Origin of the sequence: Novosphingobium sp. ZN18A2, from assembly GCF_036784765.1 — a bacterium.
In the GTDB taxonomy this organism is placed as follows: Bacteria; Pseudomonadota; Alphaproteobacteria; order Sphingomonadales; family Sphingomonadaceae; genus Novosphingobium.
The window spans coordinates 3,172,368-3,193,546 of record NZ_CP136651.1 but is presented as its reverse complement, the minus strand read 5'-3'; the positions used below and the strand labels follow the sequence as shown (position 1 = coordinate 3,193,546).

Here is a 21,179-nt window from a genome sequence, read left to right as displayed (position 1 = left end):
TGTGGCGCGACCGTCCCGTTTTGGTCATTGATCTTGCGGTGCGTACCGGGTCAGGCCGCCACGCCGCCGTGCATCGCCTTGCGGATGTCGTTGAAATCGTCACGGATCGAATTGAGCGTCGCGGGATCGAATGCAACCGCACTGTCCAGCACCGCACGGCGGGCGGCCCCGTAAAGCTGCAAAAGCGCGCCGCTTGCCGGATTGGCGGAATCCACCCCCAGTTGCAGCGCGGTCAACGCGGCGACGGCGCGGGTCAGCGCCGCGCTTTTCATCGCGTTGTCCCCGCGCGCATCGGCAAACACCGCCCGGTCGATGGAACCCGTCAGCTGTTCAAGGCACAGGTCTACCAGTTGCTGCGGGCTCGCCCCGTTCACGCGTGCGTCGAAATCGACGCGGCGATAGGCTTCCGATGGATCGGCGCGGCGCAGCATCAGTTGCCCTTCGCGTTCCACGCCGCGATCTGCGACTGGAGGAAGGTCAGCGTGGAATGGTATCCGCTCACGCGTGAATCGACTTTGGCGAACTGGCCTACCAGCCGTTGGCGCATCGCTTCCTGCTGGTCGGCGATCTTCGCCTTCCGGTCGGTCACATCGGTCTGTTTGGCGGTATAGCGGGTGATGGAACCGCCCAGCGATCCGGGGTTGCTGGCCGACGTGGCCGTTCGGGCCATCGCGTCGATGGTGGAATAGACGCCGTATAGCCCGGTCGTGAACATCGCCGCCGCACCGGCGGGATCGCGCGCCAGCGTATCCGAAAGGCGCTTTGCATCGATGTCGAAGGTGCCGTCACGATTGATCCTCAGGCCCAGGTCCGCCAGCGTTTTCGGGCTGCCGTCCGCCGCATTGGGCATCACCGTTTTGCCCGGCAGCGCCGAAAGCGTGCTGCGCAGCGCGCGGGCGCCCGGATCGCGCACAAGGTCGCCCGTGGTCGAATCGGTGTCCTTGGCCAGTTCCTGCACGATGGAGTTCAGCGCGCCGACAAGATCGTTCATCGCGGAATCGATCGATGCCGAAGGATCGGAAAAGCGGATGGTGGTGGGCGCGCCCGCGTTCGTCCCCGTCAGCGCCAGCGAAAGGCCGGGGGCAACATCGGTCAGCGTGTTGCTGCTGCTGGTCATCGCCACGCCGTCGAGCGAAAAGGCCGCGTCGGATGCGCCGGATTTCAGCCGCGCTGCATCGCCCGCCGGATTCCATGCCAGCGCGGCAAGGCCCGGATCGGCGGGGTCTTCGCTGGCATCGAGAACGAAGCCGTTGGTCGCCCCGTTCGCGCCTTTCAGCACCAGCTTTGCGCCATCGGTCGTCTGCGCGACATAGGCGAGCACGCCCGCGTCCGCGCCGTTTATCGCGCTGGCAACATCGTTCAGCGTCGCGCCTGCGGGGATCGCCACGTCGACGGCGGCGTGGGCGGTGTCCTGCGCGAACGTGCCGCCGCTTACCGTGCCGAAACGGATGGTAAGCGTGCCTGAGCCTACAGTGTCGCTCGCGGCGGAATAGGCGGGGCTGGCGAGCACCTGCCCCTGTGCGAGTGCGGAAACCTCCAGCGCGTAAATGCCCTCGCCGCCGCCGCCGGTTCCCGCGCTTGCCGTGGCGACGGCGGGATTGGCGACGCTCGGCTTCGCGGCGAGATCGCCGTTGCGCACACGGTCGCCCATCGCGCTCGATAGCGAAAGCAACTGGTTCTTGAGCGACGAGGCCGCGCTGATCTGGGAGTCGAGCGTCTGGCTCTGCGTGTCCAGCCTGTCTGTCCGTGCGGCGAACTGCGCGGTGGCCAGACTTTCGGCGAGCGCGGTCATGTCGATCCCGCTGCCGCCGCCGAGCGTGTTGACGATGGACGATGTAACGCTGGTTGTAGTCATGACTGGAAGGACGGTTCCTTTCGCGCGCGATTAAGCCGCTTCGCGCCGCCCGTCGGCATCGAAGCGCAGGGCAACCGGAACCTCCACGCGCGGCGGCGACGGGGTTTCGCCGCGCTTCAGGGACAGGACAAAGGCCAGCACCGCGGCGACGGCGGCATACAGTTCCTCGCGGATCACCTGGTTTTCGCGCGTGGTGTAGAACACGGACCGGGCAAGCGCCGGGTATTCCAGTGTGGGCAGGCCGTGCTCGGCCGCCAGCTCTCGCATCGCCATCGCCTTTTCGCCGCGCCCCTTGGCCAGCACCACCGGCGCGGCGGCCTTTTCCGGGTCATAGGCCATGGCGACAGAGAAATGCGTGGGGTTGGTGATCACGAACTGCGCCTCGCGCATCGCCCGCGAAACGCCGCCCATGGCAAGCTGGCGCTGCCGCTGGCGCTGCGCGGCCTTGTTTTCTGGGCTGCCTTCGCTTTCCTTCGTTTCGTCCTTCATTTCCTGCTGCGTCATCCGAAGGCGGAAGAACCGGCGCAGGAACTGGATCGGGAAATCGACAAGGGCGATAACAAGCAGCCCGGCGGACAGCGCAAAGACTAGCCCCGTCAGCGCGTCCCACGCGGCGGCAAGCTGGCCTTCGACATTGCCGCCGCCCAGCGTCACGATCCGCGGCAGGTTGGCGCGTCCCCATGCCCAGGCGATGGCGCCCAGCAGAGCGAGCTTCAGCAGGCTCTTGCCCAGTTCGATCCAGCCTTGCGGCCCCGCCACGCGCTTCATGCCCGCTGCCGGGTTGATGCGGCTTGCCTTCGGCGCAAGGTTGCCGATCACCCAGCGTCCGTCGCCAAAGCCCAGTTGCGCGGCGACAGCGCCCAGCATCACCGCGCCTCCCAACGCCAGCACGGGCGGCAGCGCGGCGCCTGCAAGGCCAAGCAACATCGTGCCCGGCGTGAAATCGCTTATGTCGGCACGGGTCCACATGAACCCGGCGCGCAGGGCATCGCGCATCACCGCGAACATCCAGGGGCCGGCGAGTTTCAGCCAGGCCGCGCCCAGCAGCACGGTGACCGCCGTGGTCAACTCGCGCGAGCGCAGGACGTCGCCGTTTTTCGCCGCATCCTGCTTGCGTTTCGCGGTCGGTGCGAAGCTCTTTTCGCCGGCGCTCTCGCTCATCGCAGCAAGGTTCCGGCCTGCATCACGGCGGTCGAGGAAAGTTCCGCCATCCTGTCACCGATCAGCGGGACGGCGGCGATCAGCGCGGCAAGCCCGGCCAGCACGCTGGCGGGCAGGCCCAGCGCAAACAGATTGAGCGACGGGGCGGAGCGGCTGACGATGCCCGTCACGACCTGCACCACCAGCAGCACCAGCGTTACGGGCAGCGCAATGGCCACCGCCGCGGCGAACATCTCGCCCGCGAAAGACAGCAGTGTTTCGATCGTGCCCGGCCCCAGCCACGCGCCGCCGGGCGGAAAGGCCCGGTAACTGTCCATCAGCAGCCCGATCCAGACAAGATGCGCGCCCAGCCCCAGGAAGGTCAGCGTCATCAGCACGCCGAAAAACTGTCCCAGCACCGGCGAACGGGCGCCCGTGGCGGGATCGACGCTGGCGGCAAGGTTCATGCCCATGCCGCCACCGATGACTTCGGCGGCGATGACCGGCGCGGCGAAGGAAAATTGCAGCACGAAGCCCAGCGCCAGCCCCACCAGCACTTCCTTCAGGCAGGCAAGCACCCCCGCCAGCGTGAACAGCGCGGGCGGCGCGGCAAATGGCGTCCAGGTGATCACCGTCGCGGCGATCGCGCCCACCAGGATCACGCGCAATTGCATCGGCACGCTGGCGGATCCGAACAGCGGCACGGCCAGCAGTGCCGCGCCGATCCGCGTCATGGCGAAAAGCAGGCGCCACAGGTCGGCCTCCAACGGGCCAAAACCGAAATCGATCGCGTTCATGATCCGATCGCGGCGATGGCGGCGAAGATTTCCTGTGTGAAATCGGCCACCAGCCCCATCATCGCCGAACCCAGCAGAACCAGCACCAGCGCGGTGATCGCCAGCTTGGGCACGAAGGTCAGCGTCTGTTCGTTGACCGAAGTCGCCGCCTGGATAACGCCGACCACAAGGCCTACGGCAAGGCTGGCCAGCAGCACCGGTGCGGCGACCAGCGCCGTTACCCAAAGCATGTGGTCCGCAAGGGCAAGGAGAGAGGCGGTATCATCCATGACTTGTACCTTTCCGGTCGTCCCGGGCCTGTCGATGAGTCATCAGTTGAAACTCGCGGCAAGGCTGCCCATCAGCAGCGCCCAGCCGTCCACAAGGACGAACAGCAGCAGCTTGAACGGCAGCGAAACGATGGTCGGGCTCATCATCATCATGCCAAGGCTCATCAGCACCGATGACACGACAAGATCGATGACGAGGAACGGCAGGAACAGCATGAAGCCGATCTGGAACGCGGTCTTCAGTTCGCTGGTCACGAAGGCCGGCAACAGGATCGACCACGGCACCTGAGCCGCATCGGTGAACTTCGGAGCATGGGCCATATCGGCAAACATCATCAGGTCATGCTCGCGCGTCTGGCGGATCATGAAGCCGTGGAACGCGGCTCCGCCCGCAGATGCGGCCTGTTCAAGGTTGACCGTGCCCGCCGCGTAAGGCTGGATCGCGTTCGCGTTCACCTTGTCCAGCGTTGGCGCCATGATGAACAGCGATAGGAACAGCGAAAGCCCGATCAGCACCTGGTTGGGCGGCGACTGTTGCAGCCCCAACGCCTGCCGAAGGATAGACAGCACCACCAGGATGCGGGTGAAGCTGGTCATCATCAGCAGCAGGCCGGGCAGGATCGTCAGCAGCCCCATGACGATCAGCAGTTGCAGCGAAAGCGACAGGCTTCCGCCCGAATGCCCGGCCACTTCGCCCAGCGCACGGTCGAGCGCGCCGGGAACGGCCGCTTGTGCATGAACCGCGACCGGGACGATCAGAGCGGTAAGCGCCCCAAGCGTTGCGACGCGTTTCATGGTTCCACCGTGCGGGCAGGGGCTTCGGCCAGCCGCGTGAATCCGCCCTTTCCGGCAGAAACCAGGATTTCGCGCCCGTGGAACTCGATCACGGCAAGGCGAAGGCCGGGTCCAAGCATCTGCGTTTCCACGATGCGCGCGGCGCGCGGGCCTTGCGTCGCGGCAATGCGCGTGCGGGCCTTGCGGGCAAGCCACAGGCTGCCCCAGGCGAGCGCGCCGATCAGCGGCAGGATGACCAGCAGCTTCAGAATATAGAACAGCATCACGCGGCCTCGCCCGTTTGTGGCGGGACGGCGGGGGCGGTCTGCCCGGCAAGTTCCACGATGCGCAGCCCGAAACGGTCGCCCTGGGCCACCACTTCGCCCTTCGCGATCGGCTTGCCGTTGACCATCACGTCGAGCAGCTCGTCCGTCAGGCGGTCCAGTATCACGACGCTTTCCTCGCCCAGAGCAAGCACGTCTTTCAGTTTCATCTCGGTGCGGCCAAGCTCGACCGTCAGGCGGACGTCCACGTCCTTGATCAGGTCGAAACCGCGATGCGAATGGGTCATTTCGGGCCTTTCTTCGTCTGTTCAGGAAATTCGCGCGATGCGCACGGCGATTCGGTCGTCTTCGGAACCGACCGCTCCGTGCGCGACGGTTGCGGTGCCGATCCGCAGCGGAACCTGCCGGGCGACGGGCACGGGAATGATCTGGCCGGGCTCAAGCGCTGAAAGCGCGGAAAGCGGCAGGGCCATGTCGACAAGCACCGCGCGAAGCGGCAGCGGCACATCACGGAACGGGGCATCGGCAGGCGTTGCGGGGCCGCGCGAGACGTGTTTGCGCGCGCCGCTTGCAAACAGGTCGGCCAGCGTTCGGAACGGTGCCGCAAGCGTAATGCTCCAGTCGTCCCGCCCTTCTTCCCGCACACTCGTCCGCAGTGTGGCGAGCGGCTCTTGCGCGGCGAATGGCGCAAGGTTGGCAAGATCGGTATCCCGGTGCAGCACGCGCACCGCGCCGCCTTCCGGCCCCAGTGCGGCGGCAAGGCTTTCGCACAGCAGCGTTTCAAGCCGCGCAGCCATCAGATCCGCCGAAAGCGGCAAGGCGCATAGCAGGTCACCGCCCGCATTGCCCTTGCCGCCGAAGGCGCGGTCGACCAGCGAAAGAAGCGTTTGCGCCTCGATCGTCGCCAGCAACGGTGCCGTATCCGACCCGATGCCCAGAAGAGCGTGCATGGCAAGCGGGGCATCGCTTCCAGTCACGGCCGCAAATGTCGATTCCGCCGGTGCATCGCAGTGCGCTTCGGGCCGCGAACCAAGCAGCGGGTGCAGCGCGCGCGGCAGTTCGCGCGCCAGCCGCTCACCCATGCGGTGCAGGTCGGCCAGAAGATCCGCCCGCGCGGGACCGCTGCGGACCAGTTGCGCGGCGTGGCGGGCGACGGGACGTTCGGCGACAAAGGCGCGTTCGGGCTTCACTGGACCAGGAAGCTCTTGAAATAGACGCGGTCGACCCCGCCGAAGCCTTCCTTTTCGGTGAGCACCTTGTTGATCGCCGCGGTCATTCGGTCCTGAAGGCGCTTTTTGCCTTCGGGGGTCGCCACGTCCTGTTCGGGCGTGTCGGCCAGGACCACCAGCAGCGCCGAACGGATCGCCAGTTCGTGTTCCTTCAGCCACATCAGCACGCGGCCGTCGCGGCGCGTCGAACAGGCGAGCGCCAATTGCACCAGCGCGGGCGAATTCTTCAGGTTCGACGTGAACGGTTCGGCAAACTGGAAATAGGCGGTGCGGTATTCGCTGCCGCCTTCGCCTTCCACATATGCCGCGCCGCCGCCTTCGCCGTGGCCCCCGGCGGATGCCGGGGCATAGGGGTCTTCCTCTCCCTTGCGGATCAGCTTTGGCGTGTTGTCCTCATGCGCCTTTTCATGGCCGCCCCCGCCGATCACGCCGGCCTGGACAAGGCCGAACGCCCCGCCGCCGCCCGCGCCGACAAGCCCGACGGCGGCCAGCGCCTTGACCATCAGGCCCTTGCCTTTCTTCTTTCCGGGCTTTTCGTCCTTGTCTTTCTTGTCGCTCATATTGGTTTACCCCCTTGATTGGTGTCGTCAGGCGAAGCGGCCCGACGCGTCTTCGCCCCTGTGCCGCGTCTGCGTGGCCCGACCGTGCGGTGGATTGTTGGCTGCGGTGCCCCGCGCCTGCCGGTGTGGCTGGTCACCGGCTCCGGAATGCGATTGCCCACCCGCATGCGATGCGGTGTGCGGGTTCTGCTGTCCGCGAGAGGCATCGCTGCCAGTGTCCCCGCGCGACTGGCCTTGCGCGGCTTCGCCATGTTGCGGCTGGTCGTGCCGCATCTGGCCGGGATCGGCTGCATGAGTGGCGGCGACCGCGCGGGCGAAGCCGGGGTCGGTGCTGGCCATCTGAACCGAAAGCGCATCGCCTTCGTGCCGAAACTTCAGCGAAACCGCGCCGAACTCCGCATGGTCGAGAGAGATGCGGACCGGCTGTGTTCCCGCATCCTGGCGCGCGCGGGCGATCGAATCGACCAACTGCGCGAAATCCAGCCGCTCTGGACTTGCGGCATGCGGCGGCGTGGCGGGTGCGGCCGCATCATGTCGCGGGAATGGTGCGGTTGCGAGGGGCGATGCAGCGGGTGACGCTGGCGTTTCGGGCCGCGCCGGTTCGGCTCGTGCAGTATCGCGGCGGGCGGCGACAGCGGCCGGGGCCGCAAATTTGTCCTGCGCTCCGTGCGCTTCGCCTTGCGTTTCGGGTGCAGGGGCAGGAGCGGACGCGGACCGGACGACAGGCCCGGCGGGCGTCTTGCCGTTCATTCCCACCTTCACCACGGCTACAGCGTCTTCGCCTGTCGGCAGATCTGCGTTCACGGTGACGTTCGGTAGCATCGCGCCGGAAGGCGGGTGCGCCTTCGCGGGAGTCCGGGGGGCAATTGGCGCAGGGGCTTGTGGCGGGGCGGATCGCGGCGGCGTGGCGCCGCGCGGTCCCGGCGCGGACGGTTGCGTCGGGTCACTGGCGGCAAGCGGCGCCAGCGCGACGGGAACTTGTGCGGCGGGGTAGGGCAATTGCGGTGCGATTACGGGCGCAACCACCTTGTCCGCTGCCGCTTCCTTGCCTTCGCCTTTCGCGTCCTTTCCGGGCGTCTCGGTCTTAGGTGCGCCGCCGCTCTTGCCGCTGGCCGGCACCGCCTTGCCGGCCGGCAAATCCTTGCCGCTTTCCGGCAAGGCGGCAACCTGCGTCCCGGCTTGCCTGCCGCTGGCCGCCGCGCCGGGCTGTTTTTTCAGGACGTCGGCGAAAACTTCCGCAATTCCCTCGCTTCTGGCGGATTTTTGCGGAGGGGCCGCGCCTGTTCCTGCAAGGGAAAGGTCCGGGGAACGGGTGGCAATCATCGTGTTTCGGCGCTCCGTTATCGGGTTCGCCAACTGCTATTCAAAACGCGTGCCAAGCCTCTTGCGCATTCCAACGGGCAGCGCGGATTGCGCTTTGCGGGCAAGCGTTTTCGCGGCCTCTGTGGCGCGCTCCTCCGCCGCCGCGCGCCGCCGTTCGGCCAAGGCCGCTTCCTGTGCGTGGCTGTCGGCTACTGCGCGGGCGCGATCGGCATCGGCGCGCGTTGCGCCTGCGATCTGGTCCAGCCCATCGCGAAAGGTGTTGAGCGCAGCCAGCGCGTGCCCATCGGTCAGGCCCGCGCGCGGCGCGTAATCGCCGTGCATCGCCTCGGTCCGCTCTGCCAGTTCCAGAAGTTGCGCCAGCGTGCCTTCGGCGCGCCCTGCTTCGGCCAGCGCCGCCTGCTTCGCCACGTCGCGGATGCGTTCAAGCCGTCTCAGCCGCGCAAGGCGCGTGCGTTCGGCCTTCATTGCGGCGGCGGAGCAGAAAGCAGGCGCACCAGCGCCTCGATGCTCTGGTCCAGCGGCACGACCTCGCCCTGCGGCTGGCAGAGGAACGCGGTAAGCTGCGGGTGCATAGCAATCGCACGATCAAGCTGCGGATCGGCTCCGGCGCGATAGGCTCCCATAAGCACAAGGTCGCGGTTCGCTTCGTACGTGGCGACAAGCGCGCGGAACTGCCGTGCAAGCGCCTGGTGCTCAGGCGTGACGATGTCGTTCATCACGCGGCTCAGCGATGCGGCGATGTCGATTGCCGGATATTGCCCGCGCTGGGCCAGTTCGCGGCTCAATACCACGTGTCCGTCAAGTATCGCGCGCGCGGTATCGACCACCGGGTCATCCTGCGAATCGCCGTCGGCAAGCACGGTATAAAGCCCGGTGATCGAACCGCCGCTGGCGGCCGAGTTGCCCGCCCGTTCAACAAGCTTGGTGATCGCGGCGAGGGCGGAAGGCGGATAGCCGCGCGCTGCACCCGGCTCCCCCAGCAGCAACGCAATTTCCCGCGCCGCGTGGGCAACGCGCGTCAGGCTGTCCATGACAAGAAGGACGCGCCTGCCCTGGCTGCGGAAGTGTTCGGCCAGGCTGGTCGCCAGCATCGCCCCACGGATGCGCAAGTTGGGCGCGTGATCGGCGGGAACCGCGACAACAGCCGTGCGCGCGCGTTTTTCGCCCGTCATGTGCCGTTCCACAAAGTCGGAAACCTCGCGTGCGCGTTCGCCGATCAGGCCGACGATCACGATCTCCGCTTCGGCGCCGTGCGCGATCATGTCGAGCAATACGGACTTGCCCACACCCGATCCGGCCACCACGCCGATGCGCTGGCCGACCCCGAAGGTGGTGAGCGCGTTCAGCGCGCGAACGCCGGTATCGAAGGGGACGCGCACGGGCGACCGGTCCAGCGCTGGCGTGCGCAGGCCGCCCGCCGGCCATTCGTGCCGTGTGGCGATGGGTGAACCGCCGTCGATCGGCAGACCCTCGCCATCTACCGCGCGGCCCAGGAAGGCTTCGCCCACCTCCAGCATTCCGGGATGGCCCTCGGTGTGTACGCGTGCGCCGGGGCGCAGCATCACGGTATCTCCCAGCAACATCGCCAGCGCGTGCCCGTTGCGGAAGCCGATCACTTCCGCGCCCAGCGTGCCCCTGCCCTGCGCGATGCGGCATTGCGTGCCGATGGGGGCATTCAGGCCCGACACTTCCAGCAATCCGCCATCACAACTGGTGACAAGGCCAAAGCGTCTGGGCGAAAGATCGGGCGAAAGGCGCGCGCAAGTATCCAGCAGGTTCAGCATCTGCGCAGCGCCTCTTCGATTGCGCGGCGCCATTGATCGGGACCGTTCTCCACTCCGCCATCGGTGCCTTCGATGCGAACCGCTCCGCGTTCGAGCGCGGGGTCGGGTTCGAAGACCCAATCGTCTGGTAGGTCGGGCGCAACCAGAGCCAGGTCGTCAGGGTGCAGGCGGATCACGCGTTCGTCATCGGCGCGGGTCAGCATTCTCGCGGCGCGATCCACGCGCGCGGCCAGCGCTTCCGGCTGGATCGCAGCGTCGGCAAGCACGCTGTCGCACAGCGCCAGCACGGTGTCGCGCAAGCGTTCGGCCAGTGTGCGCGTCTGCGCCTCGTCCAGCCGCGCCAGCGCGATCACGATGCGCTGGCGGGCAGCCTCGCTCTCCCTGCGTTCCGCGGCGCAGGCCGTGAGCGCCTGTTGCTCGCCCTCATCCCGGCCGCGCTCGAACGCTTCGGCCAGTGGATCGTGCTGCACTTCATGCTGCACAGGCAAAGGTGCAGCATTTGTCGTGAATCGCGGGTCGGCGGAAAAACCGCGCGAGCCCGCGCCAAGGGCGGAGAACGGCACACTAGACATAGTCGTCGTCGCTTGCGCCGAACACGATCTCGCCATCGGCGGCCAGCTTGCGCGCGGCATTTACGACGGCTTTTTGCGATTCGATCACTTCGGCCATCTTCATGCGGCCGCGCGCTTCGATCTCGTCCTTCAGTCCGTCGGCGGCGCGGCTTGACATCGCGCGGAAGAACAGGTCGCGGCGGTCTTCTGCAATGCCTTTCAGTGCGCCAATCAATACGTCGCTTTCCACTTCGCGCAGCAGCGTGCCCATGGACTTTTCGTCCAGCGTGAAGAGATGTTCGAACTTGAACATCTCCGCTTCGATGCTGCGCGCCAGCGCGCGGTCCATCTTCGCGATTTGGGGCATCACGCGCTTTTCGACCTGGCGGGCCGAGGCGTTGATGATTTCCGCCGCTTCGCGCACGCCACCCATCGCAAGCGCGCGCGTTCCGTGCAGGTCCGCGATGCGGCGTGAGAGCATATCTTCCAGCATGGCGATCGCGTGTGGGGAAACAGGCCCAAGCGTCGCGATGCGGTGGACGACCTGCGATTGCTGGTCCTGCGGAAGCGCGGCAAGCACTTGCGCTGCCGTTTCGGCTTCAAGCTGCACCAGCAGCACGGCAATCGCCTGGGGGTGTTCGCCGCGGATCAGCGGGACGATGGCCTTTGGCGTCAGCCAGCGGGCAAGGTCGATCGCGCGGGGCGGCGCATCGTCGGGTATCCGGTCCATCACGCCTTCGGCCTTCACGTCGCCCACTGCGCGGGTCATCAGGGCGCGCACGCGGCCGCGCCTGTCGCCCGGCGGCAACCCTTCCTGCGTCGCGCGTGAGACGAATCCGCCCAGCGCGGCACTGATCGCATCGGGCCGGATTTCCCCGAGGCCGCACATCGATTCGCCCAGTTGCGCCAGTTCTGCCGGATCGAGCCGGGAAAGAACGGCGGCGGCCTGTTCGTCATCCAGCAGCATCACGAAGACGGCGGCGTTGCGCGCGCCCTCTCCAACGGGAAGGGCCTCGCTCATGCTGCACCTTCATGCTGCGGTTGCGCTTGCAGCATTTCGCGCAGGGCGGCGACCGCGTGGTCGGGCTTTTCCTCCACGAGCCGCTGCGCGGCGCCGATCTGGCGATGGAGCAGCGCGGCATCAACCGCGCCCGTGATCGGATCGGGTGCGGGGCGCGACGGGTCTTTCGCATCGTCACCACCGTTTCCCGAACCCTTGGCGACATTCGCCGGGTCGCGGCGCAACGCCTTGATCAGCGGCCGCACCCCCAAGAGCAGGAAAAGCAGCACGGCCAAAAGCGCCACGGTATTGCGCACGACCATGGCAAACCAGGGAGCCTCATAGAACGGCACGGGTTCGACATCGATCGGAGTGAAATCGCGCACCGCGACGGCGACCTGGTCACCGCGTGCCGTATCCGCGCCGACCGCCGCGCTTACCAGCGACTTTATCTGGTCGATATCGGTCTGCTTTGCCTTGGCCATCGCGGCTTTCGACAGGGCAACGGCAACCGAAAGGCGCTTTATCGTGCCGGGCGCCTGCGTCTTCACCGCAACCTCGCGTCCCAGTTCATAGGTCTTTTTCGAAGAGCTTTCGGTGTTGAGCGGAGGCTGTTTCGCCGCTTGTTGCCCGGCTTGCGGTTGCGTTCCCTGTGGCGGGCCGGGCTGCGCGGTGGTGGCGGGCGGGGGCGTGTTCGACAGCACGCCGGGAATGCCTTGCGCGGCCTGCCCGCCCGCGGTGCGCGATTGCGCTTCGGCTTCGGTGCGCACGGCACCGTCCTTGTCATAGCTTTCGCGCGCGCTGGTTGTCTGGTCCATATCCAGATCGACCTGGATCTCGGACGAGAAGTTGCCCGCGCCCAGCATCGGGGTAAGCAGGGCCGAAACCTGGTTGCGCAGCTTTTCTTCCATGCGCGCCTGAAGGTCCAGCCGGTCGGCATCGGTTCCGCTCCCGTCCGAGAGGAGGCGCCCGTGCTGGTCGATCACCTTGACCGCATCGAGCGACAGCCCCGGAACCGATCCGGCGACGAGGTTGACAATTGCGGCAACCTGACTGCCGGACAGTTGCCGCCCGCGTGCCAGCTTTACCATGACCGATGCGGTGGGCGGCGTGTTGTCGCGCACGAAGACGGACTTGGCCGCCTCGGCCAGGTGCACGCGCAGACCTTCCACCCCGTCTATTTCCATGATGGTCAGTTCCAGCTCGCGCTCGCGCGCGGCGCGCAGCCGCTCCCCCTCAAGCGTGCGCGATGCGCCCAGCGGCAGCTTGTCGATCATCTGTTCGCCGGTTTCGGGGGTGGCGAGCGCACCGTCGGACGCCGCGACCATGCGTGCCTTGTAAAGCTGGTCTTCGTCCACCGTCACCGCGCCGGTCGCGTTGTCGATGCGATAGGGGATGGCCGCCTTGTCGAGCGCGGCGGCCACTTGCGCGCGTTCGCTGTCCGACAGGTCCGAATAGAGCATGCGCTGCGGGGCAGGGGCCATCGTCATCCACAACAGCGCGGTCGCGCCCGCGGCGGCAACGCCCGCGAACCACGGCAGCGCGCGGCGCACCGGCGGTTGCGCGACAAAGGCGGAAAGGCGCTTCATCGCACTTCCGCCCGCCGGATCGGCAAGCGGCGCGATGAGCGAGCCCTGCTGCGCGCCTGGTGCAAGGGCGCTTCCGGCGGAGATTGCATCGGCCATCTATCAGACCCCCATCCGCATGATGTCCTGGTAGGCGGAAAGCAGGCGGTTGCGCACTTGCAGCGTCGCTTCGAAGGCGACGCCTGCTTGCTGCCGCGCCAGCATGACCTTGGCGATATCGGTCACTTCACCCTTTTCGTATCCGCTGCTCAGCGCTTCGGCGTTCTGCTGGCTGGCGTTCACGCTATCGAGCGCGGATTGCAGCGCATCGGTAAAGCCGCCTGCCGGACCTTGCGGCTGCGCGGGTGCAACGCCTTGTGCGGTACCAATCGCGGCGGCGGGGTCCTTGACCTGCTGAAGCAGGGCGGACCGGTCGATGATCTGCTGGCGCAGTGCGATGATCTGCTGCAGGCCCGCAGCCCCGCCCGCGCCGGTTGCGCCGACCCCGCTCATCGCCGGCCTCCTGCAACGGCGATCCCGGCTTCACGGAAACTTGCGAGGCGATAGCGCAGGGTGCGTTCGGAAATGCCCAGTTCGCGCGCGGCGGCGACGCGGCTGCCGCCGCAGGCGTCCAGCGTGTTCAGGATCGCGCGCGCTTCGTGCATCTGCACGATGTCGGACAGCTTGCCCGCGCCATCGCCACTGGCGGGAAGGGCGGGGGCCGGTTGGTCGACAAGGCGGGCCGGACGGTCGAACACGATATGTTCGGGCGCGATTTTCCCCTCGTCCCCGGCCAGCAGCAATGCGCGGCGCACCACGTTTTCCAGTTCGCGCACGTTGCCGGGCCAGGTGTGGCGGGCCAGCATGGCCAGCGCCGCTTCGCCGATCCACGGGATATTCGCACCTTCCGGTGTGTGGCGCAGCGCCAGCGCGAAGGCGAGCGGGGCGATATCCTCCCGCCGTTCGCACAGCGCGCGCAGCGCAAGCGGGAATACGTTCAGTCGGTAATAAAGGTCGGCGCGAAAACGCCCTTCCTCTACTTCCAGCGGAAGGTCGCGGTTCGCGCAGGCGATGATCCGCACGTCGACCTTCACCGGTTGCGTCGCGCCCAGCGGAACGACTTCCCCTTCCTGCAGCGCGCGGAGCAGCTTGGCCTGGAGCGCCAGCGGCATCTCCGCGATTTCGTCCAGCAACAGCGTGCCGCCATCCGCCGCGCGGAAGAACCCTTCGCCCGCGGCGTTGGCGCCGGTGAAGGCACCCTTCTGGTGGCCGAACAGCAACGCCTCCAGCATGGCTTCGGGCATGGCCGCGCAATTGATTGCGACGAATGGCTTGTTCTTGCGCGGGCTGCGATCATGGATGAAGCGGCTGAGCACTTCCTTGCCGGTTCCCGTCGGGCCGTTGATCAGCACGGGAATGTCGCTGGCCGCCAGGCGCTCTGCCAGCGCGAGGACCGAAAGACTTTCCGGATCGGCGGCAATCGGCATTCCCGGCGGTGTGGTTACAGCCAGCAGCGCGGCCATGGCGGCTTCGCCTCCGCCGTCTGCATAGGAAAGGGTGAACCGGCCGCGCCCCCGGCGGATCAGGGAGGGGGTGCCCGCGCGGTCCAGCGCAACCTGCGTTGCCAGCGGATCGCCTTGCGGTTCGTCGCGTGCATCGTGAATCACCACGCGCCCGCAGGTTCCGGCAGACCCGATCACTGCCGCCGCGCGCTGGACCAGCGGTGCGTGGCGCGATGCCACCGCGCCTGCCACACGCAATGCCGTTCCTGTCCCCTTCATCGTTTACCCCCGGTGTTAACCATCGTCAGTCGCAGGGGTGTTTTCGCGCGACACGGCCAAACATGCGGTAAGGTTAAGGCCGGGGCGATTGCTTACGGAAAAATACGTGCGGCAGCCCGGAAACCGGCGACGGGGCTTAACTCTGCGGCGCGCCTGCCGGTCTTTCCATGCGACAGCCGCGCTTCAACAGGAAATGGCCGGCCGTCCTTTTCGGGAACGCAAGCTGGAGATTCCAAGTATGTCCGTAATCAACACCAACATCAGCGCCCTGCGCGCCGCCAACGCCTCGACGACGGCCGACAAGATGCTTGGCACGTCGATGGAGCGCCTTTCGACCGGCAAGCGCATCAACAGCGCCAAGGACGACGCCGCCGGCCTTGCCATCGCCACCACGATGACCGCGCAGGTGCGCGGCATGAGCCAGGGTATCCGCAACGCCAACGACGGCATCAGCCTTGCGCAGACCGCCGATGGCGCGCTGAACGAGACGACCAACATGCTTCAGCGCATGCGCGAACTTTCGGTTCAGGCCGCGTCGGGAACCTATCAGGATTCGGATCGCGCCAACCTTCAGGTGGAAGTGAACGAACTGCAAAAGCAGATGATCGACGTGATGGGGACGACGTTCAACGGCGTGACGCTGTTTGACAGGACTGCCGACAACAACATCAGCATCCAGGTCGGCGCCGGGGCGACCGATCAGCTTGACCTGAAGATCGGCCAGCTCGATCTTACCGGTGTTACCGGCGCGCTTGGCAACCCCACGGCGGGCGCGGCCAATGCGATTCCCACCGGGCTTGAAGGTTCGAGCCATATCGTTACCGCCGAAGACGTTGCCTTTGGCGCGACGATTGCAAGTGGCGGAGGGTCATCGGGTGCGCTGGACAGTTCCATGATCGGGACATCGCTGACGCTGGCTTCGGGCGACTTGATCTATGTGTCGGGCAGTTCCGGCGACATTGTCGGCGGCATCAACATCGGCACCGAAACGGGCGCCACGGATGCGCTGACCAACATCGACAGCGCGCTTGAAGCGGTTTCGACAACCCGCGCGTCGCTGGGTGCGGGCCAGAGCCGCCTTCAATCCGCGGTCAACAACCTGACATCGAATGTCACCAATCTGACTGACGCGCGCTCGCGGATCGAGGATACCGATTATTCGGCCGAAACCACCGCGCTGGCGAAGGCCCAGATCCTTTCGCAGGCATCGACCGCGATGTTGGCGCAGGCCAACCAGAGCCAGCAGAACGTGCTGTCGCTGCTGCGCTAAACCTTTCGGCCCATGCGGCCGCGACAAATACCTTCGGGCGCAGGCCCGGTGGCCGTTTCCGGTCGCCGGGCCATTGCCTTGCACTCAGGCGCGTGAAACGGCCGCACCTTGCGCAAGGTGCGGCCGTTCGCGGTTCCGGTATTGCGGCTTACTTGTGGCCAATCGGATCCGGGTTCCCGTCCGGATCGGCAGAGGCATACCGATCGGTCGCGATGTTGCCCCACAGCAGCAGTCCGGCTGCGTGCGGTGTGGCCATCGATGTGCCGGAAATGGTGTTGTAGCCCGCGTTCTTCCACGTCGATTTTATGTTCACGCCGGGTTCGGCGAAATCGACCGGCGGATTGCCGAAGTTCGAGAAATAGGCGAACGTGTCCGTGTTATCGATGGCCGAGATCGTATAGATGTTCGGCCCGTTGGCACGGCCGGGCGAATGGTTGTTGGCATCGTCCGCCTCGTTGCCGGCGGCGAGCGCGAACCTTATGCCTTTGGAGGCGGCGTTGATCACCGCGTAGTCAAGCGTCTGGTCGGCGGGGCCGCCAAGGCTCATGTTCGCGACGTCGCCCGATTTGCCGTTGGTGGCGACATATTCGATACCCGCGATGACGTCCGAATAGGAACCGCTGCCACGCCGGTTGAGCACGCGCACGGCCACCACCGGCACGTTCGCGGCGACGCCGACCACGCCTTCGCTGTTGTCGATCGCGCCGATTGTTCCGGCCACGTGGCTGCCGTGACCGTTAAGGTCGTCGGGCGAGGTTTCACGCGTCACGAAGTTTGCGCTGCGCGCGGTATCGACGTTGAGATCCGGGTGATCCAGATCGATCCCGGTGTCGATGATCCACGCGGAATTGCTGCCGGTATAAGTGGCGCCGCCGCCCACGCGGGCAATGCCCCATGGCGTTTCCTGCCCGGTTGAGCCGCCGCCGCTGCCCGGCTTGCCCTTGTTGGCGCCGGGGCCCTTGTCGGAGCCAGCGTCCGCCGGATCGATGATGCGCGCCACCTTGTCGGCGGTGCAATAGTCGATGCGCGGGTTGTGGGCCTTCATCGCGTCAACCGCATTGCCCCTGGCCTTCAGCGAGAAGCCCTGAAGCGCAACCTTGTAGACATGGCCCAGCGATCCGCCCGCCGCGTGCGCCGCCTTTGCCGCCTCGCTCCGGATCGCGGCGCGGGTCAGGCCCGGCTTGAACACGCAGATCCAGCTGTCGGCGACAAGCGAGGCATCGCTGTCGTCCACGGCCGTATCCACGGCGGCCGGCGTGGCGTTCAGCGTTGCGGCGGGGCTTCCCCCACCCGCGGCGCTGGCCGGCAAGGTTATGAAGGATCCGCCTGCACCGCCGCCCGCGCCACCGGACGCGGCATAGACGGCACCGGCCAGGGCCAGGGCGGACATGGACGAAACTATGATGATCTTACGCATTCAACACTCCCCCGAGCAGTTGATGGATGACAGCCTATCAGGCTGCCCACCGATGAACAGAGGGTCTGTGTCGCGATATCAAGGATGACATAACCTATGCGGTTAATGCTGCATCAACCATCGCGCCGAAACGGAAAAGCGCTCTAAGCCTTGGCGGAAAGCCCCATCGGGTAGCTGCCCTTGGGCAAGGCTTCCAGCGGCATCCCGGCCGCTGCCAGCGCATAGGGAGAAATCCGGTGGCGCGTGCAAAGGCCGCCCGCGCCGTCACTGACCAGCGGCGTTTCGAACTCCACGCCGATCTCGCCTTCGCGCACGCGCGTTACCTGGCAGACGGCAAGCTGGCCTTCGCCCAGGTCGAGCACGACGGATTCGTTCATGCCGATACCGAACAGTCCCTCTATTCCCGCGCCGGTTTTCGACAGGTCGCGCATCACGCCTTGCAGGCGATGGTCGCCGTGGATCACGCCGATGCGCTTCAGCACCTTGCGCCGTTCGGCGCGATAGCGGTCCGGCCCGTCGGGTTCGATCTTGAACGTGCCGATCGACATGCGTTCTATCACTTCGTTCTGGGGCAGCGCCTTCGAATAGATCCATCCCTGGATGAATCGCGCACCCTTTTCGCGCACGAGGTCCAGCTGGTCGAACGCTTCCACGCCCTCCACCGTGGTTTCGATGTCCAGCGCATTGGAAAGCCCGATGATCGCCGCGATGATCTTGGCGCTGTTCTGGTCCCTGGCGGTACAGGAATCGACGAACGTCTTGTCCACCTTGATCCGGTCGAACGGGGCAGAGCGAAGATAGCTGAGCGAGGAATAGCCGGTGCCGAAATCGTCGAGTGCCAGCTTTACGCCCAGTTCCTTCAGCGATTTGAACGTTTCGTCGACCAGCGTGTTGTCGCCCATGAACACGCTTTCGGTCAGCTCCAGCTCCAGCCGTTCGGGCGTCAGTTCAGAGCTTTTCAGCGCCTCTGCTACCGAATCGAGGAAGCCGGGGTTCGCGAACTGGAGGGCAGATACGTTCACCGCCACTTTCACCGTCTGCGGCCATGCCACCGCATCGCGGCAGGCGCGGCGCAGTGCCCAGTCGCCCAGCTGGATGATGAGGTTCGATTCCTCGGCCATCGGGATAAAGGTGCCGGGGCTGACGAAGCCGCGTTCGGGGTGATTCCAGCGCATCAGCCCCTCGAAGCCGACCACCAGGTTGTCTTCCAGCCGCACGACCGGCTGGTAATGCAGTTCCAGCGCGTCGGTCGCCAGCGCCTCGCGCAGGTCTTCCATCAACCGCTGGCGCTCTTCCGCTTCGTCCTTCAGGTCGTGCGAAAAGAAACGGAACTGGCCGCGACCCGAATTCTTGGCGGCATAAAGCGCAAGGTCCGCGCTGTGCACCAGGCCATCGCGGTCGAGCCCGTCATAGGGGGCGATGGCGATGCCCACGGAGGTGCCGATGATCGCGCGCTTGTCGCCAATGGGATAGGGCTGCGAGATCATCTGGATCAGCTTGTCGGCCAGTTCGCCCAGGGCGCCGCGATCGTCGAGATCGGGCAGGATCACCTGGAACTCGTCGCCGCCCAGGCGGCCGACCTCGCCCGCATCGCCGATGATGCGCAAAAGCCGTTCCGAAACCTGTTTCAGCAGGTCGTCACCGGCCTGGTGGCCCATCGTGTCGTTGACATGCTTGAACCGGTCGAGGTCGAGCATCAGCAGCGCGCAACTGCGCTTTGCGGCCTTGAAGCTGGCAAGCGTGCCGTCCAGCAGACGGTTCATGCGGTGGCGGTTGGCAAGTCCCGTCAGCGAATCGTATTCGGCCAGCCGCGAATCCTGCAGCTTGCGCTCGTATTCGACGGTTACGTCCTTGGCGCTTCCGCGATAGCCCAGGAACGTGCCGGCGGCATCGACCTTGGGATGACCGGAGAGGGACCACCACTTGCGCGTGCGCTCGCCTTCGCCCGGCGCGACGTGCACGATCAGGTTGTTGATCTTGCTTCGCGCGGTAAGCTGGAATTTCAGCGGCCGCTGCGAACTGCCGCCGGGATTGTCCGTGGCGACTTCGAATATATCCACCAGCGGCCGGGCAAGTATCTGTTCTGCATCGCAATCCAGCCGGGCGGCGGCGCCGGGGGAGATATAGATCAGGCGGCCTTCGGGATCGCTGGCCCAAAGCCAGGCGAAGTCTGCATTTTCGCAATCGTCCAGCACTTCCAGTCGGCGCGTGCTATCGCTCATCGCGATCACGGCGGCGTGATCGTCGGAGTGCTTCGCACTTTCACCCCGCGCGGCGGCACGGTCGGTGAATCCTCTCAGGAAACTTCTGGTTGCCATCTCGTTCGCCTGCAACGCCAACATGCGGCGTCGGCCCGGATCATGGCTGCGGCTTGGTTAATATCTGTTTAGCGCCGCACTCGAATCCGAAGCCGCGGCCGCCGTGGGCGCGCGCGCCGGTCAGGCGGTCTTCAGCGCGCGATAACGTGCGAGGTGGCGGTCGGCGTCGCCGAACTGGTTTTCGATCGCGGTGGTGCGGCGGAAATAATGCCCGACGCGCAATTCCTCGGTCAGCCCCATCGCCCCGTGCAGTTGCACGGCTTCCTGGCCGATCTTGCGCACCGCTTCGCCCACGGTGGTCTTGGCGGCGGAAACGGCGGCGGGATCGTCGGCGCGCAGCGCCGCAAGCAAGGCGGCGGCACTCGATTCCTCAACCGCGATCCGCATGTCCACCATGCGGTGCTGCAGGACCTGGAACGATGCCAGCGGCTGGCCGAACTGCTTGCGCTCTCGCGTATAGGCGATGGTATCGTCCAGAAGCGTGCGCATCAGACCGGTACCTTCCGCACAGGTAGCGGCGGTGGCCGCGTCGATCGCGCGCGACAGCGCGTCGGCAGCATCGGCGCCGCTTGCCAGAAGCGTGGCCGGGCTGTCAGAAAACGTTATGTCGGATGCGGGATGATCGTCGATCAGGCGATAGGCCCGCAGGTCCATGCCCGGCGCATCGAGCGCGACGCGGAAGATTGACGGGCCGTCAGCCGTTCTCGCACTCACCAGCAGGGCATCGGCTTCGCCCGCCCAGCGCACGGCGCGCTTCAGCCCGCTTATCTTCCAGCCGTTGCCGTCAGCCCGCGCGGCGGTGCCGATCGATGTCGCGTCACCGCGCGACTGCGGTTCTTCCCAGGCCGTTATCACGATCCGTCCGGCGGCAAGCTGTGCCCCCAGTTCGTCCTGCCCTTGCAGCGATTCCAGAAGCGTGCCGGAAAGCACCGCGCTTTCGACATAGGGTGTGGGGGCCAGCGCGGCACCCAACGCTTCGGCCACGACCATGTGCGCTTCGCAGCCGCGACCGAAACCGCCCCAGCTTTCGGGCAGGCCCGCGCCTGCAAGGCCCAGGGCGGCATTCATCTCGTTCCACAAGCCCGCCTGGCTTGTGGCATCGCGCATCTCGCGGCGGCGCTCGAACGGAAGATGCTGTGCCAGCCAACCCGAAAGGCTTTCTCCCAACAGGCGCAGGTCGTCATCGAGTTCGAGATTCACGAGGCAGTTCTCCGGCAGGTTATGTTATCGGGTGATACGAATTATCAGATCTGATAACATGC

General features: G+C 66.2%; 22 protein-coding genes. 1 reads left to right on the top strand and 21 read right to left on the bottom strand.

What is annotated here, in order from left to right; all coding sequences use genetic code 11:
- Positions 1 to 50: 50 nt before the first annotated feature.
- The 18 genes from RXV95_RS15255 to RXV95_RS15170 all read right to left on the bottom strand — a co-directional run bounded on the left by RXV95_RS15255 (position 51) and on the right by RXV95_RS15170 (position 14,912).
- Entirely contained in the window at positions 51 to 431 is a 381-nt protein-coding gene (locus tag RXV95_RS15255; protein WP_338466876.1) for a flagellar protein FliS, read from the bottom strand.
- Positions 431 to 1,855 (bottom strand): flagellar filament capping protein FliD, encoded by a 1,425-nt coding sequence (gene fliD, locus RXV95_RS15250; protein ID WP_338466875.1) that lies wholly within the window; start codon positions 1,853 to 1,855, stop codon positions 431 to 433. The genes RXV95_RS15255 and fliD overlap by 1 nt, the downstream gene beginning before the upstream one ends.
- Before the next feature lie 30 nt (positions 1,856 to 1,885).
- Positions 1,886 to 3,016 (bottom strand): EscU/YscU/HrcU family type III secretion system export apparatus switch protein, encoded by a 1,131-nt coding sequence (locus tag RXV95_RS15245; protein WP_338466874.1) that lies wholly within the window; start codon positions 3,014 to 3,016, stop codon positions 1,886 to 1,888.
- Positions 3,013 to 3,792 carry a flagellar biosynthetic protein FliR gene (gene fliR / locus RXV95_RS15240; protein ID WP_338466873.1) on the bottom strand — a complete coding sequence of 260 codons (780 nt, stop codon included), beginning with the start codon at positions 3,790 to 3,792 and terminating at the stop codon, positions 3,013 to 3,015. The genes RXV95_RS15245 and fliR overlap by 4 nt, the downstream gene beginning before the upstream one ends.
- Positions 3,789 to 4,061, bottom strand: coding sequence for a flagellar biosynthetic protein FliQ (locus tag RXV95_RS15235; RefSeq protein ID WP_338466872.1), 273 nt, complete (start codon positions 4,059 to 4,061; stop codon positions 3,789 to 3,791). Before RXV95_RS15235 ends, fliR begins: the two co-directional genes overlap by 4 nt.
- Before the next feature lie 42 nt (positions 4,062 to 4,103).
- Entirely contained in the window at positions 4,104 to 4,856 is a 753-nt protein-coding gene (gene fliP, locus RXV95_RS15230) for a flagellar type III secretion system pore protein FliP (protein WP_338466871.1), read from the bottom strand.
- Positions 4,853 to 5,119, bottom strand: coding sequence for a flagellar biosynthetic protein FliO (locus tag RXV95_RS15225; protein WP_338466870.1), 267 nt, complete (start codon positions 5,117 to 5,119; stop codon positions 4,853 to 4,855). The genes fliP and RXV95_RS15225 overlap by 4 nt, the downstream gene beginning before the upstream one ends.
- Complete coding sequence (fliN, locus tag RXV95_RS15220) at positions 5,119 to 5,406, bottom strand: flagellar motor switch protein FliN (RefSeq protein WP_338466869.1); 288 nt, start codon at positions 5,404 to 5,406, stop codon at positions 5,119 to 5,121. Before fliN ends, RXV95_RS15225 begins: the two co-directional genes overlap by 1 nt.
- Positions 5,407 to 5,427: 21 nt before the next feature.
- Positions 5,428 to 6,309: a FliM/FliN family flagellar motor switch protein gene (locus RXV95_RS15215; protein ID WP_338466868.1), complete on the bottom strand. Its 882-nt coding sequence runs from the start codon at positions 6,307 to 6,309 to the stop codon at positions 5,428 to 5,430.
- Positions 6,306 to 6,908 (bottom strand): flagellar basal body-associated FliL family protein, encoded by a 603-nt coding sequence (locus tag RXV95_RS15210; protein WP_338466867.1) that lies wholly within the window; start codon positions 6,906 to 6,908, stop codon positions 6,306 to 6,308. The genes RXV95_RS15215 and RXV95_RS15210 overlap by 4 nt, the downstream gene beginning before the upstream one ends.
- A 27-nt stretch (positions 6,909 to 6,935) precedes the next feature.
- Entirely contained in the window at positions 6,936 to 8,231 is a 1,296-nt protein-coding gene (locus RXV95_RS15205; RefSeq protein WP_338466866.1) for a hypothetical protein, read from the bottom strand.
- A gap of 36 nt (positions 8,232 to 8,267) precedes the next feature.
- Positions 8,268 to 8,696, bottom strand: coding sequence for a hypothetical protein (locus RXV95_RS15200; protein WP_338466865.1), 429 nt, complete (start codon positions 8,694 to 8,696; stop codon positions 8,268 to 8,270).
- Positions 8,693 to 10,015 (bottom strand): FliI/YscN family ATPase, encoded by a 1,323-nt coding sequence (locus tag RXV95_RS15195; protein ID WP_338466864.1) that lies wholly within the window; start codon positions 10,013 to 10,015, stop codon positions 8,693 to 8,695. The genes RXV95_RS15200 and RXV95_RS15195 overlap by 4 nt, the downstream gene beginning before the upstream one ends.
- Positions 10,009 to 10,497 (bottom strand): FliH/SctL family protein, encoded by a 489-nt coding sequence (locus RXV95_RS15190; RefSeq protein ID WP_338468583.1) that lies wholly within the window; start codon positions 10,495 to 10,497, stop codon positions 10,009 to 10,011. Before RXV95_RS15190 ends, RXV95_RS15195 begins: the two co-directional genes overlap by 7 nt.
- Before the next feature lie 82 nt (positions 10,498 to 10,579).
- Positions 10,580 to 11,587 carry a flagellar motor switch protein FliG gene (gene fliG / locus RXV95_RS15185; protein ID WP_338466863.1) on the bottom strand — a complete coding sequence of 336 codons (1,008 nt, stop codon included), beginning with the start codon at positions 11,585 to 11,587 and terminating at the stop codon, positions 10,580 to 10,582.
- Entirely contained in the window at positions 11,584 to 13,251 is a 1,668-nt protein-coding gene (fliF, locus tag RXV95_RS15180; protein ID WP_338466862.1) for a flagellar basal-body MS-ring/collar protein FliF, read from the bottom strand. The genes fliG and fliF overlap by 4 nt, the downstream gene beginning before the upstream one ends.
- 3 nt (positions 13,252 to 13,254) lie before the next feature.
- Positions 13,255 to 13,644 carry a flagellar hook-basal body complex protein FliE gene (gene fliE / locus RXV95_RS15175; protein WP_338466861.1) on the bottom strand — a complete coding sequence of 130 codons (390 nt, stop codon included), beginning with the start codon at positions 13,642 to 13,644 and terminating at the stop codon, positions 13,255 to 13,257.
- The gene (locus RXV95_RS15170) at positions 13,641 to 14,912 is read right to left on the bottom strand and encodes a sigma 54-interacting transcriptional regulator (protein ID WP_338466860.1); all 1,272 of its coding nucleotides are present in this window, start codon (positions 14,910 to 14,912) and stop codon (positions 13,641 to 13,643) included. The genes fliE and RXV95_RS15170 overlap by 4 nt, the downstream gene beginning before the upstream one ends.
- Before the next feature lie 238 nt (positions 14,913 to 15,150).
- Between RXV95_RS15170 and RXV95_RS15165 the strand changes: the two genes are divergently transcribed.
- Positions 15,151 to 16,182, top strand: a complete 1,032-nt coding sequence (locus RXV95_RS15165; protein ID WP_338466859.1) for a flagellin — start codon at positions 15,151 to 15,153, stop codon at positions 16,180 to 16,182.
- Positions 16,183 to 16,330: 148 nt separating this feature from the next.
- Here RXV95_RS15165 and RXV95_RS15160 read toward each other — a convergent pair whose 3' ends face one another.
- The 3 genes from RXV95_RS15160 to RXV95_RS15150 all read right to left on the bottom strand — a co-directional run bounded on the left by RXV95_RS15160 (position 16,331) and on the right by RXV95_RS15150 (position 21,117).
- Positions 16,331 to 17,599, bottom strand: a complete 1,269-nt coding sequence (locus RXV95_RS15160; RefSeq protein ID WP_338466858.1) for a S8 family serine peptidase — start codon at positions 17,597 to 17,599, stop codon at positions 16,331 to 16,333.
- Positions 17,600 to 17,742: 143 nt separating this feature from the next.
- Positions 17,743 to 19,917 carry an EAL domain-containing protein gene (locus RXV95_RS15155; RefSeq protein WP_338466857.1) on the bottom strand — a complete coding sequence of 725 codons (2,175 nt, stop codon included), beginning with the start codon at positions 19,915 to 19,917 and terminating at the stop codon, positions 17,743 to 17,745.
- Between the two features lie 120 nt (positions 19,918 to 20,037).
- On the bottom strand, positions 20,038 to 21,117 hold the full coding sequence (locus tag RXV95_RS15150) for an acyl-CoA dehydrogenase (protein ID WP_338466856.1): 1,080 nt from the start codon (positions 21,115 to 21,117) through the stop codon (positions 20,038 to 20,040).
- Positions 21,118 to 21,179 lie beyond the last annotated feature (62 nt).

Excerpts from the sequence above, each read along its gene's own strand:
- RXV95_RS15255 (WP_338466876.1), bottom strand. The coding sequence starts at position 431 with ATGCTGCGCCGCGCCGATCCATCGGAAGCCTATCGCCGCGTCGATTTC.
- fliD (WP_338466875.1), bottom strand. The coding sequence starts at position 1,855 with ATGACTACAACCAGCGTTACATCGTCCATCGTCAACACGCTCGGCGGC.
- RXV95_RS15245 (WP_338466874.1), bottom strand. The coding sequence starts at position 3,016 with ATGAGCGAGAGCGCCGGCGAAAAGAGCTTCGCACCGACCGCGAAACGC.
- fliR (WP_338466873.1), bottom strand. The coding sequence starts at position 3,792 with ATGAACGCGATCGATTTCGGTTTTGGCCCGTTGGAGGCCGACCTGTGG.
- RXV95_RS15235 (WP_338466872.1), bottom strand. The coding sequence starts at position 4,061 with ATGGATGATACCGCCTCTCTCCTTGCCCTTGCGGACCACATGCTTTGG.
- fliP (WP_338466871.1), bottom strand. The coding sequence starts at position 4,856 with ATGAAACGCGTCGCAACGCTTGGGGCGCTTACCGCTCTGATCGTCCCG.
- RXV95_RS15225 (WP_338466870.1), bottom strand. The coding sequence starts at position 5,119 with ATGCTGTTCTATATTCTGAAGCTGCTGGTCATCCTGCCGCTGATCGGC.
- fliN (WP_338466869.1), bottom strand. The coding sequence starts at position 5,406 with ATGACCCATTCGCATCGCGGTTTCGACCTGATCAAGGACGTGGACGTC.
- RXV95_RS15210 (WP_338466867.1), bottom strand. The coding sequence starts at position 6,908 with ATGAGCGACAAGAAAGACAAGGACGAAAAGCCCGGAAAGAAGAAAGGC.
- RXV95_RS15205 (WP_338466866.1), bottom strand. The coding sequence starts at position 8,231 with ATGATTGCCACCCGTTCCCCGGACCTTTCCCTTGCAGGAACAGGCGCG.
- RXV95_RS15200 (WP_338466865.1), bottom strand. The coding sequence starts at position 8,696 with ATGAAGGCCGAACGCACGCGCCTTGCGCGGCTGAGACGGCTTGAACGC.
- RXV95_RS15195 (WP_338466864.1), bottom strand. The coding sequence starts at position 10,015 with ATGCTGAACCTGCTGGATACTTGCGCGCGCCTTTCGCCCGATCTTTCG.
- fliG (WP_338466863.1), bottom strand. The coding sequence starts at position 11,587 with ATGAGCGAGGCCCTTCCCGTTGGAGAGGGCGCGCGCAACGCCGCCGTC.
- fliF (WP_338466862.1), bottom strand. The coding sequence starts at position 13,251 with ATGGCCGATGCAATCTCCGCCGGAAGCGCCCTTGCACCAGGCGCGCAG.
- fliE (WP_338466861.1), bottom strand. The coding sequence starts at position 13,644 with ATGAGCGGGGTCGGCGCAACCGGCGCGGGCGGGGCTGCGGGCCTGCAG.
- RXV95_RS15170 (WP_338466860.1), bottom strand. The coding sequence starts at position 14,912 with ATGAAGGGGACAGGAACGGCATTGCGTGTGGCAGGCGCGGTGGCATCG.
- RXV95_RS15165 (WP_338466859.1), top strand. The coding sequence starts at position 15,151 with ATGTCCGTAATCAACACCAACATCAGCGCCCTGCGCGCCGCCAACGCC.
- RXV95_RS15160 (WP_338466858.1), bottom strand. The coding sequence starts at position 17,599 with ATGCGTAAGATCATCATAGTTTCGTCCATGTCCGCCCTGGCCCTGGCC.
- RXV95_RS15155 (WP_338466857.1), bottom strand. The coding sequence starts at position 19,917 with ATGGCAACCAGAAGTTTCCTGAGAGGATTCACCGACCGTGCCGCCGCG.